Genomic DNA, 13818 nt, shown 5'->3' with positions numbered 1-13818 from the left:
ATTGGAGGAATTATGAAATACGTTATAGCTTTGTTTGGACTGCTTGTTGTTTTGGGACTAGCTTATTTAGCAAGTAATAATCGGAAAGATATTAAGATCAAACCAATTATTATGATGATTGTTATCCAACTTTTATTAGCGGGATTATTGTTAAATACGAAATTTGGATTTGTATTAATTAAAGTGTTTTCAGACGTCTTTAATAAATTATTATTTTATGCGAACAGTGGAATATCATTTGTTTTTGGAGGCCTTGCAAACGAAGGTGAAATGCCATTTTTTCTAAATGTTCTGCTTCCAATCGTATTTATTTCGGTATTAATTGGTATTCTCCAATATTTAAAAATACTTCCTTTTATTATGAAAGGAATTGGGTTCTTGTTAAGTAAGGTAAATGGTATGGGAAGGTTAGAGTCGTATAATGCCGTTGCATCAGCAATGGTTGGTCAATCAGAAGTATTTATTACGGTTAAAAAGCAACTTGGCCAACTGCCGGCCAATCGCTTATATACATTGTGTGCATCAGCCATGTCAACGGTTTCAATGTCCATAGTTGGAGCTTATATGACGATGATTGAACCAAAATATGTGGTTACCGCATTGGCACTGAACTTATTTGGAGGATTTATTATTGCATCCGTAATTAATCCGTATACTGTGGAATCCAACGAAGATATACTTATTATTCAAGAGGAAAAACAAAGCTTTTTTGAAATGATAGGTGAATATATAATTGATGGGTTTAAAGTAGCGATTATAGTTGCTGCCATGTTAATTGGTTTTGTTGCATTAATTGCTGGAATTAATGGCGTTTTTGAATTAATTTTCGGTATTTCGTTCCAGGAGATCATGGGATATATCTTTGCACCTTTTGCATTAATTATGGGGGTTCCATTATATGAGGCTGTTCAAGCAGGCGGTATTATGGCGACAAAGCTTGTGACAAATGAATTTGTAGCTATGATGGATTTAGCTAAAATGCAGGAAAGCTTTACCCCTCGAACACTAGGAATTATCTCAGTATTCCTTGTCTCATTTGCAAACTTTTCCTCTATTGGAATCATTTCAGGAGCTGTAAAAAGTTTAAACGAACAGAAAGGAAACATAGTTGCCCGGTTTGGGTTGAAGCTATTGTTTGGAGCAACATTAGTTAGTGTTTTATCAGCAGTAATTGTAAGCATCATTATTTAAATTAATGAAAATAACATTCATTAAAGAAGGATATTAAGAAAGAAAAAGATTTAAAAAACGTTTCTTACATAAATGTAAGGAGCGTTTTTTTCTTGGATTTGAAAACTCCCAATAGTCCTTTTTTCCTCCATTTACAAAAATAATCTAGAAAAACTACCAAATTATGATATAATATTTAAAATATTAAAATTAGTTTTAATATTTAGAAGTAGGAGGTGAGCAAAAAAACCTAGAAAGCTAAAACGATTTTGAGGTGAAAAAAGTGTTGGTTCCAGTTTCAGAGGCATCTGAGAAAATACATATTTATCCTTATTATTTTTTGAATGGTTTACCTGGTGCGGAAAACGAATGTTATTTAAGGAAAGAGGTTATGGAAAAGCTGCTTGAAGCTTCTCATCTTTTACCTGAAGGAATCTCTTTTGTAATCCTTGATGGGTGGCGTTCCTACGAGACGCAAAGGGCGATTTATGAACAAACGAAGCGTGATTTAGAAAATGAAGGTTTTAAAGATATGGAATTAGAACAGGAGCTATATAAATTTGTGGCGACTCCAACTAAAGATATTACAAATCCATCCCCGCATTTATCGGGAGGGGCTGTTGATCTAACGATAGCTGATCAACATGGGTGGCTTCAGATGGGTAGTGAATTTGATGAATTCCATGAAAGGTCCCAGCTTGATTGGTTTGAGAAAAAGGCTGACTTGTCATCCGAAGAGACAGAATTTTTAATCAACAGGAGAATATTAAAAAATGTCATGATGGGGGTTGGCTTTATTTCAAATACGGATGAGTGGTGGCATTTTGAATACGGCACGAAAAGCTGGGCAAAGAAAAAGGGAAAGCAGGAATATTTCAAAGGTATCCTATATCAAGAGATCGAAAAGTGAGGGGTAAAAATGAAGAAAAAGTTAATGTTCCTTTTGTTTAGTGTACTTATCGTTTTGGCAGGTTGTGTACAAAACTCGAATGCTCCTGCGAAGACAGGGGAAAAGGAAGGCACAGAAACGGCTAATGGTGACAGCACAGAAAAGAAAATCTTGACTGTTGCCATGACAGCTGACCAAGGGACGCTGGATCCTGCGGTTACGATGGATAACTCAGCATGGAAAATTACATACCCTGCTTATGAGAGATTAGTAGAGTATGATGGTGAGTCAACTGAAGTAAAACCAGGAATAGCTAAGGAATGGAAGGTAAGTGAGGATGGAAAGACATGGACATTCACATTAAATGAGGGCCATAAATTTTCCGATGGAACAGAGGTTAATGCAGAAGCGGTTAAAACTACTTTTGAACGGACATTAAAGATTGGCAACGGTCCTGCAGAAGTTTATGGTGTTATTTCAGAGATTAAGGTGGAGTCTCCATATGTGGTGACATTTGCATTAAAAGAAAACTTCCCGCCTTTCTTATCCACTTTGGCAGCTAACTATGGGGGAATTGTGAATCCGAAGGTTATGGAGCATGAAAAGGATGGAGATTTAGGACAAAACTATTTAGCAAATAATACGATGGGAAGCGGCTCATATGAATTAACAGAATGGAAACAAGGTGAGTATATAAAACTTTCTGTTAATAAAGAGGCGAAGGTTCAACCTAGCATTGAAGAAGTATATTTTAGAATTGTTGCTGACGGGGCTACACAACGCATGCAATTAGAAAAGGGAGAAATTGATGTTGCTGAGGGAATTCCGACAGAACAGATCGAATCCGTCCGCTCGATGGATCATGTAGAGTTATTACAAAAACCAAGCTTGCTAGTGGACTATGTATATGTTAATTCCAGTAAAGGAAATGAAGCATTAAAAGACCCTAAAGTAAGACAGGCGCTAAGCTATGGAATTGATTATAATTCAATGATTGATGTTGTTCACCAAGGATTTGCTACACCGATGAGAGGGCCTGTTCCAGATGGATTATGGGGTCATAATAAAGATGCCATCCAATATGAGCTAAATATTGAAAAAGCAAAAGAGCTATTAGCTGAAGCAGGAGCAACTGATGTAACCCTGACTTTATTGTATTCAGATAATAAAACATGGTGGGAAACAGAAGCATTAACGATTCAGGCGAATTTAAAAGAGATTGGTGTAAATGTTGAACTGAACAAGGTTGCTTATGCTACTTCACGCGAAATGATGGATAAAGGGGAATTTGATTTAGCTCTTGGCGTATGGAGCCCGGACTTTGGTGATCCATATATGTTTATGAACTATTGGTATGACTCAGCAAACTTCGGATTAGCCGGAAACCGTGCTTTCTATAAAAATGATCAGGTTGATACATTATTAAAGCAAGCGGCAACTTCTAATAACCAAGAAGAAAGGGAAGCTTTGTATTTTGACATCCAAGATATTGTTATTGAAGAAGCACCGTATATCTTACTCTTCCAAAAGGATTTTACCTTGCCAGTAAGTAAATCTGTCCAAGGTTTTGTTTACAATCCAATGCTTGAAGGAATTTATAATTTAGCAGAGATGAATAAGCAGTAAGGTGAAACTTCAATCAGTGGGAGGCAGACGAATAGGAGTGCTAGGACTAAGTTGCCATTGTATGTGGCGCTTTTAGTCAGCCATAATCTTACTGATTGTTAGTTGCGTCCCACAGGATGTGGGTCACACAGACGTTGCCACAGGAGGTGGCGTTCTTAGTCTGTGTTCCTATAATCGGGCCTTTATGGGCAGTTGATCCCCAAAATACTATTAAATGTTTATGCCCGAACCTTAATTTGGGGATCTTACTGCCCGTTAATCTGCGATAATAGCGGGGGATTGTTATGGCAAAAATGATTTTCAAAAGATTATTGCTACTAGTTTTTGTTGTTTTTGGCGTTACCTTTATAACGTTTATTCTTTCAAATATTATTCCCGGTGACCCGGCCAGTATGATGGCCGGTCAACGGGCCAATGAAGAAACATTAGAACAAGTTAGAAAGCAATTGGGTCTAGACCAGCCGGTTCTGACCCAATATGCCCATTACATGCAGGGGTTGCTGAGCGGGGATTTAGGTACGTCTATTCGTACGCAAAAACCTGTGTTGGATGACTTGCTTGTCTTTTTCCCAGCAACATTAGAATTAGCGATACTAGCTTTTTTCATAGCCATTGTTATTGGAATTCCGCTCGGTATTTTAGCGGCCGTTAAGAAAAATACGTTTTGGGATCATGCGAGCAGAATTTTTACGATTAGTGGAATTTCCACACCGGTTTTCTGGAGCGGGTTGGTTGTGATATTTATTTTTTACGGATTATTAGGTTGGTTTCCGGCAAACGGACGAATTGATATGCATATTAATCCACCTACACATGTCACTGGGTTTTATTTGCTCGATAGCTTGTTAAGCGGGGACTTTGTTGCTTTTCAGAGCAGTCTTCGTCATATCATACTTCCGGCGATTGTCCTGTCCTTTGCCCAATTAGCCATTATCACACGCCAAGTTAGGGCGAGCATGTTAGAGGTATTGGAAAAAGAATATTTTCGAACAGCAATTGCAAATGGAATCCATGGACCATATCTCTTAATCAAATATGGTTTACGAAACGCTTTAATCCCAACCATCACGATCATCGGGGTTTCGTTTGGCGCATTGCTTGGCGGTGCGGTCGTGACTGAAACGATATTCGGATGGCCTGGAATGGGAAGATATGTGGTTCAATCCATCTCCTATTTAGATTTCCCGGCTATGATGGGATTTACTGTATTTATTTCGATTGGGTATGTGCTCATTAACCTAATTGTCGACCTCTCTTATTATGTGCTAAATCCTCAAATAAAAGAATGATAGAAAGGAGGAAAATGAATTGGAAGCACAGCCACAAACGGATATACAACAGCTGCCTCTAGTGAAAAGAAGTGCACTATTATATAAGCTGAAAAAAAATAAGCTGACAATGGCAGGCGGAATCATTTTAGGTGTGATTATTTTGGCTGCGATTTTGGCTCCACTATTAACTCCGTATAACCCGACCGTTATTGATGCAGCAAATAAATTCCAGCCTCCATCATGGTCCCATTGGTTTGGCACAGATGAAGTCGGAAGAGATATTTTTACAAGAATTTTGTATGGGGCAAGATTGTCATTAGGGTTAGGAATATTAGCCATTTTGATTGCTGCTGCTATTGGATTAATGATTGGAACGATTTCGGGGTATTTCGGCGGGATGATTGATCAAGTCATAATGAGAATAATGGATATGGTCCTAGCCTTCCCAACATTGATTTTGGCAATGGCTTTGGCTGCAGCATTAGGGCCAAGTATTCAAAATGCGATGATTGCAATTGCGATTGTAAAGATTCCTGTCTATGTTCGTTTAGCTCGAAGTGAAACATTAAGTTTACGAGAGTCATTATTTGTTAAATCTGCGCAAACGTTCGGCATCCATCCGCTTCGAATTATTCGAAAACATATTATGCCGAATTCAGTTTCTCCTGTCATCATTCAAGGGACATTAGATGTAGGGGATGCGATTCTATTAATTGCCACATTAGGCTTTTTGGGCTTAGGGGCACAACCGCCAGCACCTGAATGGGGAGCTATGATTAGTATTGGCTGGAAGTACTTGCTGGATTTCTGGTGGTATCCGACATTTCCATGTTTATTACTTTTCTTATCGGCAGGAGCCTTAAATTTAATTGGAGATGGAATCCGTGATGTATTGGATCCGAAATCAAGCAGATAGGAGGGCGGTGGAATGTTAGCAATAAAAAATTTACATGTCAATTTCCAAACCTTCAGAGGAACGATTGAAGCTCTAAAAAATATTAATCTTTCCATTCAGGAAAAAGAAATTGTCGGGATCGTAGGAGAATCAGGCTCAGGAAAATCAATCACAGCCCTTTCAATATTAGGTCTATTAGAAAATAATGCGCAAATAACGAATGGAGAAATCTCATATAGAGGAGAAAATTTATTAACTTTATCAAAAAAAGAAATACAAACCATTCGCGGGAAGAAAATTGCGATGGTTTTCCAAGAGCCTATGACGGCTCTTCATCCGACGATGAAGGTTGGCGAGCAATTATCAGAAGTTATTCGCAGACATCGGAAAGTGAGCAAAAAAGAAGCGAAACAATTAATGATTAATGCGTTAAAAGATGTACATATTCACAATCCAGAGCATGTAGCTAAACAATATCCGTTTGAATTAAGCGGAGGAATGCGCCAGAGGATTGTAATCGCGCTTGCGATGGCAGCCCCTCCTGATCTGCTTATTGCAGATGAACCAACAACAGCTTTAGATGTAACCATTCAGCATGAAATTTTGCAGCTTATGAAAGAATTAAATGAGAAGAAAGGAACATCGATTTTATTTATTACCCATGATTTAGGGGTCGTTTCACAGATTTGCGATCGAACGGTTGTCATGTATGCGGGAGAAGTGATTGAGTCCGGTGAGACGAAGGAGGTTTTACATGCTCCTCAGCATCCATACACCAGAGCACTAATTGAAGCCTTACCTGATGGCAAGGATGCGAATGAACCATTAAAGGCGATTCAAGGCGAGGTGCCAAACTTAATGGAACGTCCAGTAGGCTGTGCGTTTGCGTCAAGATGCCATTACGTAATGGATATTTGTCGGACAAAGCAGCCTGAATTAATTCAATGGCAAAATCAGCATGATATAGCATGTTGGCTGGAAAGGGATTGATTCTATGACCGTAATGATCGAAATGGATCACGTACATAAGCATTATCAAAAAGGGAAACTAACCGTGAAAGCCCTAGATAATATGTCCATTTCTATATCTGAAGGAGAGGTGCTGGGGCTTGTCGGTGAATCTGGATCCGGAAAAAGTACGTTTGGCAAACTACTTATTGGGCTAGAATCTCCAACAGGAGGCGATATCCTTTATCAAGGCAATCCTTTATGGAAAAGAAATAAGTATATTCGTAGAAAGCCAGGAGAATTACAAACCGTCTTCCAAGATCCGCAATCTTCATTAGATCCTAGAATGGCCATTAAAGAAATTATTTTGGAACCACTCTATGCACTTGATAAAACAGAAAGAAGGCAAAAAGGTTCGTACGAAAATTTATTAAAATTAATAAAACGGGTAGGGCTAAAAGAAGAGCATCTGGACCGGTATCCCCATGAATTCAGTGGTGGCCAGCGTCAAAGAATTGCAATTGCCAGAGCACTAATTACAGATCCTTCATTTATCGTCCTTGACGAACCAACCTCAGCATTGGACGTTTCCGTGCAGGCACAGGTTCTTAATCTATTAAAGGAATTAAAGAAAGAAAGAGGCTTAACCTATTTATTTATCTCACACAACATGTCCGTCATAAAATATATGTGTACGAAAGTAGCTGTACTCTATAAAGGCAATATTGTCGAAATGGGTGAAACAGACAAACTATTTAATGATCCACAGCACCCTTATACTGAAATCCTTTTATCATCATTGCCAAGCCTTTTTGAAACGAATGAACAAGGCATCAAAGGCTTTGCCGAAACTTTGCCGCCTAAGGGAGAAGTAAGCTGTGTTTTCTATGAAAAATGTCCAAAGCGAACTGAAAGATGTTTAATCAGCCCTAAGCTTGAAGGCAGGGGTCAAGACCATCTGGCTGCTTGCCATTATTAGAAGGGTGGTTATATAGATGATAAAGGAATACAAGGTCAGAGAAATTCGCAAAAAGCAAGGCTTTACACTTGCTGACTTAGCGGAGAAAACGGGCTTAAGCCAAGGCCTCCTTTCACAAATAGAACGAGGTCTTGTGGACCCAACTGTCAGCAACTTCTGGAAAATATGCACAGCCTTAAATACTCCAATCAATTATTTTTTTGATGGCTCAAAAGAAAATCAATTTGTCATTAGAAAAGGTGAACACAGATTACTGCAATTATCGAATGATATCGTAAGGTACCATGAACTGATGCCAAGCCATCTTAGTGATGAGCAAATTTTACTGGTAGAAATTCTGCCAGGGGAGCAAAGCGAGATGGAGCTGGTCAGTCACCCTGGGGTTGAATTTGGATATGTGATTCAAGGGGAAATGAATATTGCATTAGGTGAAGATGAAATTTCTCTTCAAGCTGGCGATAGTATTTACTTTCAGAGTACTACTCCTCACCGTTATGTAAATGTTGGTGAGGAGAAAGCAGTTTCGGTATGGGTGATGAAAGAAGCGTAGAATTATTATTTTGCTAGTAAAATTGGATTTATGTCTTATCAATGTTTTTTAACGTCTTTCTAAAAAGTAATAGGAAGACGTTATTTGTATATTAAAATATAGAGTATAAATTATGGAAGAGTGAAACCTAAAACGAAAAGGCTTTTCTCTTTTTGAGTTCCAAAAGAGAAAGCCTCTAAGTCTGGGAATTTTTGTATGCTAAAAAAGAACTAGGCTACTACATTTCTAGCATTTTCATATTTTTTATATTCTTCGTTTACCATAATTCTTTTTAAAATTTGAATGGTCTCCCATATATCTTCAAAAGTTGTATATAATGCGATTGGGGCTAGTCTGATGACATTTGGCGCTCGGAAATCAGGGATGACATGATGATCTTTTAAAGCTTTGCAAATTCGTGCCGCTTCGCGGTGCTCTAAACAAACATGCCCTCCACGGCGCTCATTTTCTGCTGGGTTTCCAATACTAAATTCAAAATCTGAAAGTTCAGTCCCGATTAAATACATCATATATCCAGTCATTTTTAGAGACTTCTCACGGATATTTTCGATTCCTGCTTCAGCAAAAATTTCGAGGGACCCTAAGAGCGGGGCAGTACTTAATATATGTGGAGTGCCGATTTGGAAGGCACCAGCCGAATGGGCATGTGTCAAATCCAGTTCAAGATCAAACTGTTTTTCTTTGTTTGAACTGAACCAACCTGCTAGACCAGGGGCTTTTCCATGATGTCTTTCATGTACAAATAATCCTCCCACGCCGCCTGGACCGCTATTTAAATACTTATAATTACACCAGACTGCAAAATCGACACCCCAATCATGCAAGGAATGCGGAAGAGCCCCTATCGAATGGGCTAGATCAAACCCGATTAATATATTTCTTTTATGAGCTTCTTTTGTTAAAAGCTCCATATCAAGGAGCTGACCGCTTCGATATAGAACAGATGGCAGCCAGACGATGGCGACCTCATCAGTCATAGAAGAAATGATATCGGCTTCGTTAATAATGCGCGAATCACGACTTTTTACTAGCACTAAATGTTCATTTGGATCAAGCCCAAACAGGTGCAATTGGGATTTTATCGCATAAATATCAGATGGGAAGTCTAATTCATCTGCCACTATTTTTGTCCGTGTTCCTTCAGGTTTGTAAAACGTTGCTAACATTTGATGAATATTTATTGTGATTGAGCCTGTAACAATTGTCTCTTCTGACTTTGCTCCTATTAACGGGGCAGTCAATGCTCCTAATTTCTCCGAAAAATCAAACCAAGGCTGATGCCCAGAAGTCCATCCATCAATACCCAGATTCCTCCAATCGTCTAAACTGAGAAGCAATGTTTTTTCTGCCCTTTTAGAAAGCAGTCCTAAAGAGTTTCCGTCCATATAATAAATACCGTCTTTAATGTAAAACTCTTCTCTAAAGGTCATACTATTTCGATCTAATTGTTGTGCATATCCTTTAGTTGGGATAAATGAATTCGTTGTCATTAATAATCTTCAATCCCTTCTAATAAGTTACTAGAAGGATATCTTAGAGTTTGTATGAAGTAAATAAAAATTCACTTAAATAATCTATATTTTTTAAATATTAAGATTTTTAATTGACGGAAAGTATTATTCTTGATACGGTTTATTTATCAAATAGCAGAAAATATGGATAAGAAGAAGGTGAAAAGTATGGAGAAAAAACCCGTTAATGAACATAGTCAGGAGACCAGTCTCGAAAAAACGATACATACAGATTTCCAAAAACATATGTCATATGGGGATTATCTACATCTTGATAAAATCCTTTCTAGTCAACACTTATTATCCAATCATCACGATGAAATGCTGTTTATCATCATCCATCAAGCAAGTGAATTATGGATGAAGCTCATCATCCACGAGCTTGCAGCAGCGACAGAATGTATTCACCAAAATAACTTAGAGCCTTCTTTTAAAATGCTTGCTCGTGTTTCAAGAATCCAACAGCAATTGATTCAATCATGGAGTGTATTGTCTACGTTGACACCCGCTGAATATTTAGAATTTCGTGACAAGCTAGGGTCTTCATCAGGATTTCAATCATACCAAAACCGACTGATTGAATTTGCACTAGGGCATAAAAATGCTTCTTCACTAGTAGTTTATAAGCATCAAAACGAGCTTTTCGAAACATTGAACAAGGCTTTGAATAAGCCAAGCATTTACGATGCGGCGATCCATGCTCTTGCTATTCGAGGTTTGTCAATCGATCAGGAGGCACTTGATAGAGACTGGTCACTAAATTACAAGTCAAATGCAACTGTGGAAGCAGCGTGGCTGACCGTTTATCGAGATGTGAAACAATATTGGGATTTATACGAATTAGCTGAGAAGCTTGTTGATATTGGAAGCGGGCATCAGTCTTGGCGGTTTCATCATATGAACACAGTGGAAAGAATTATCGGTCATAAGCAGGGAACAGGTGGCTCTTCAGGGGTTCCCTATTTAAAAAGAGTTCTTGATCACCAATTCTTTCCGGAATTGTGGAGCTTAAGGACAAAACTATGAAGGGGAATGCGCATGAGTAAATGGGTTGATATTTCACAACGATTGGATGAAAAAGTAGCTATTTGGCCGGGAGATACTCCTTTTTCCTATAAAGTTAACTGGAGCAAAGAAGAAAGCGGGTCCGTAAATGTCGGACAAATCACAATGAGTGCACATACAGGTACACATATTGATGCTCCTTTTCATTTTGATAATGATGGAAAAAGAGTAATCGAACTTGATTTAGATTTGTATATTGGGAAAGCACTTGTCATCCATTTGCCGAATAAAGATAGTATTGGTGTGGATGAAGTAAGTAAGGTCGACTTATCCGGGGTGACCCGTCTGTTAATCTATACAGGGGCATGGAAAAATCGAGCGGTTTTTCCAGAAAGTATTCCCTTTATTGAGCCAGGACTGGCAGCTTATCTTTCACAAAAAGGTGTTCGGCTATTCGGCCTTGATTTGCCTTCAGTTGATCCCTTAGACAGCAAGGAACTACCTGCTCATCATGAACTGACTCGGCACGGAGTTCATATTTTGGAAGGGCTTGTACTTGATCATATCGATCCAGGGGAATATGAGTTAGCAGCTATCCCATTGCCGCTTGCAGAAGCAGATGGAAGCCCTGTCCGTGCTATTTTAAAAAAGAAAGTATGACCTTTACAGTTCATTAAAAAATCCAGCTTCCTCCATTTCGCTTGGAACGGAGGGAGCTGGATTGTTAAAAACTTAGGATCTTTAAAATAAAATGCGTTTCATTTAATATACATCACGCTGATAACGACCTTGCTTTTGCATATCTTTTAGATAAGCTTCGGCTTCATCTCGAGTCATCGAACCTTCTTTTTCAATAACAGTAACAAGAGCATCGTTAACATCTTTCGCCATACGTTCCTTATCCCCACAAACGTAGAAATAAGCTCCATTTTCAATCCATTCAAACAATTCTTTACTATGTTCAAGCATTTTATGCTGAACATACACCTTTTCATCTTTATCACGAGAGAAGGCAGTATCAAGCTTTGTTAATACTCCGTCTTGTTGATATTTTTCCAATTCGTCTTGATAAAGGAAATCCGTTGCTTCATGCTGATCTCCAAAAAAGAGCCATGTACGGCCAGCTGCTTGATTGACTTCCCATTCCTGGATGAAAGAACGGAATGGAGCAATGCCTGTACCAGGACCAACCATAATAATATCTTTCTCTAGTGACTCTGGTAAATAGAAGTGTTTATTGGCTTGAACAAAGACTGGCAGCGTATCTCCTTCTTGAACTCGTTCAGCACATTGAACTGAACAAACCCCTTTTCGTTCACGCCCGTGAGCAGTGTAGCGTACAGCACCAATTGTTAGATGAACTTCATCTGGATTAGCACTTATGCTGCTTGCGATAGAATAAAGACGCGGCGTCATTTTTCTCAATATGGAGACGATTTCTTGGGCAGATGCCTTCCAAGGGCCAAAATCGCGCAACATATCTAATAAATCGCGACCATAACAATATTCCTTTAGCTGGTCTGCATTTTCAACCAATATAAGCCTTTGCAGCTCTTCATTTTCTGTAAAGGCTGCTGCCTGCTGTAAAACCTTCTTCGTCAGCAGAGTAATTTCAAGATACGTTGTTAACGCTTCCTTCAATGGCAGCGTCTCCCCTTGTTTTCCAACAGTTACAATTTCTTCACCGTCCCATCCCATTTCTTCAAGAAGGGATGATATAAGTTCCGGATCATTTGCAGGGACAATACCAAGCGCATCACCTGGAACATATGAAAGGCCAGAACCTTTTAATGATAACTCAATATGTCTTGTTTCTTTACTTGAGCCTGTTCCATTTAAGTTACTATTTTTAAGAACCGGTGCTAAAAATGGATTGGTCCTTGAAAATTGTGGTTTGTCACTTTTGGCATTTTTAGGGTTTTCTATAGTAATTGCCATATCTCGATACCTCCAAAAGTAGTATATACCTAGGATACCATATCAATGTAAAAACAAAATTGTTTTTTGTCACACAATAGTAAGATTTTTCAAAATTGCAATATGAAATTCTTTTTGCAAGGTTTTAAACAGATATCCTTCCAAGTTTATATGGACAGGTATTCGAGAAAAGCCAAAAAGTTGTCCAGAAATGAATAAAAAAAGCCCTTCTCCGAAAGAAAGGCTGCTTTAATGTTTAACAAATGTATTTAAGCTTCTTAATTATTGATATATTTTTCAAAGACTTTGCCAAAGTCCTTGATTTGGTATTGTTCTCTGACGGAGGTGAGCCAAGTAAAGCCAAAATCTGTTAGCTTTTGATACTCTTTATCTAATGCTATATTTTCACCAAGGCGTGCACCGTGCAAAACAGAAACAGCCTTCTCAAGACTTGCATCAGCTAAGCCTACATATTTTTTATTTTCTTTATAAATCTCGGAAATGCGAATCAGTGCTTTATATAAATCTTTTAATTTTTCAATTTGATCTTTCTGAACATCAATATCAAAAATCTGTGAGCCTAATTTGAACTTAATTTCGATATCGAGATCGATTTTTCCAGCAGTTTCTAAGGCTACATCCGATATTTCATTTTCATAATATGAGTATCTTCTTAATGTTCTCTTAGACGAAATAGCTTTTTCCCCATCTACATGGATCAGCGCTAAATTGGTAAAACAGTATTCATCTGCCTTCGTTTTAATTAGAAAATAAATCTTCTCATTATCCTCATGCATCACATAGTCATCAGCCTCGGTTTTGTCATAGTCTTGTGGGTCGATAATTTTCCCAATATCAGACAAGCCTAAAGCATCTGCTGCAATTCTCTTAAACATATGTATCTTCCTTTCTATTAAAAAATTGATCCATAACATTATATAGTTACATGTATATTTTTATGTGAAATTGGGAGAATGTCAATATTTTGAAATAATTGGGTATTAATAAACGAATTCTGAAAAACTTTCACTGTCCTATCACGACCAAAAAGTCCATC

13 protein-coding genes are annotated in these 13818 nt (G+C 38.1%); 10 read left to right on the top strand and 3 right to left on the bottom strand.

The features are described from left to right. Positions 1-12 precede the first annotated feature (12 nt). The 8 genes from V7164_RS14015 to V7164_RS13980 all read left to right on the top strand — a co-directional run bounded on the left by V7164_RS14015 (position 13) and on the right by V7164_RS13980 (position 8328). Complete coding sequence (locus V7164_RS14015; RefSeq protein ID WP_335354378.1) at positions 13-1191, top strand: NupC/NupG family nucleoside CNT transporter; 1179 nt, start codon at positions 13-15, stop codon at positions 1189-1191. Positions 1192-1456: 265 nt separating this feature from the next. Then, a complete protein-coding gene (locus V7164_RS14010) occupies positions 1457-2080 on the top strand; it encodes a M15 family metallopeptidase (RefSeq protein ID WP_335345307.1) in 624 nt (207 codons plus the stop codon). Positions 2081-2089: 9 nt separating this feature from the next. Next, positions 2090-3685, top strand: a complete 1596-nt coding sequence (locus V7164_RS14005) for an ABC transporter substrate-binding protein (protein ID WP_335345308.1) — start codon at positions 2090-2092, stop codon at positions 3683-3685. A 284-nt stretch (positions 3686-3969) separates the two neighbouring features. Beyond that, positions 3970-4974, top strand: coding sequence for an ABC transporter permease (locus V7164_RS14000; protein ID WP_335354377.1), 1005 nt, complete (start codon positions 3970-3972; stop codon positions 4972-4974). A 19-nt stretch (positions 4975-4993) separates the two neighbouring features. Further along, entirely contained in the window at positions 4994-5872 is an 879-nt protein-coding gene (locus tag V7164_RS13995) for an ABC transporter permease (protein WP_335345310.1), read from the top strand. A gap of 12 nt (positions 5873-5884) precedes the next feature. Further along, a complete protein-coding gene (locus V7164_RS13990; protein ID WP_335345311.1) occupies positions 5885-6841 on the top strand; it encodes an ABC transporter ATP-binding protein in 957 nt (318 codons plus the stop codon). 4 nt (positions 6842-6845) lie between these two features. After that, positions 6846-7778: an ABC transporter ATP-binding protein gene (locus V7164_RS13985; RefSeq protein ID WP_335345312.1), complete on the top strand. Its 933-nt coding sequence runs from the start codon at positions 6846-6848 to the stop codon at positions 7776-7778. Between the two features lie 16 nt (positions 7779-7794). After that, on the top strand, positions 7795-8328 hold the full coding sequence (locus tag V7164_RS13980) for a helix-turn-helix domain-containing protein (protein WP_335345313.1): 534 nt from the start codon (positions 7795-7797) through the stop codon (positions 8326-8328). 209 nt (positions 8329-8537) lie between these two features. Here the strand turns inward: V7164_RS13980 and kynU are convergent, their stop codons facing one another. Then, entirely contained in the window at positions 8538-9818 is a 1281-nt protein-coding gene (gene kynU, locus V7164_RS13975) for a kynureninase (RefSeq protein WP_335345314.1), read from the bottom strand. Between the two features lie 189 nt (positions 9819-10007). On the opposite strand from kynU, the gene kynA reads away from it, so the two are divergent. Together kynA and kynB are read left to right on the top strand one after the other, a co-directional pair. Continuing rightward, positions 10008-10865, top strand: a complete 858-nt coding sequence (gene kynA / locus V7164_RS13970) for a tryptophan 2,3-dioxygenase (protein WP_335345315.1) — start codon at positions 10008-10010, stop codon at positions 10863-10865. A 12-nt stretch (positions 10866-10877) separates the two neighbouring features. After that, positions 10878-11504 carry an arylformamidase gene (gene kynB / locus V7164_RS13965; protein ID WP_335345316.1) on the top strand — a complete coding sequence of 209 codons (627 nt, stop codon included), beginning with the start codon at positions 10878-10880 and terminating at the stop codon, positions 11502-11504. 102 nt (positions 11505-11606) lie between these two features. Here kynB and V7164_RS13960 read toward each other — a convergent pair whose 3' ends face one another. Further along, positions 11607-12782, bottom strand: a complete 1176-nt coding sequence (locus V7164_RS13960) for a sulfite reductase subunit alpha (protein WP_335345317.1) — start codon at positions 12780-12782, stop codon at positions 11607-11609. Between the two features lie 257 nt (positions 12783-13039). Next, the gene (locus V7164_RS13955) at positions 13040-13657 is read right to left on the bottom strand and encodes a PH domain-containing protein (RefSeq protein ID WP_335345318.1); all 618 of its coding nucleotides are present in this window, start codon (positions 13655-13657) and stop codon (positions 13040-13042) included. Between the last annotated feature and the right edge of the window lie 161 nt (positions 13658-13818).

Source organism: Bacillus sp. JJ1474, assembly GCF_036965225.1.
GTDB lineage: Bacteria > Bacillota > Bacilli > Bacillales > Cytobacillaceae > Cytobacillus.
This window is presented reverse-complemented; position numbering and strand designations above follow the sequence as displayed.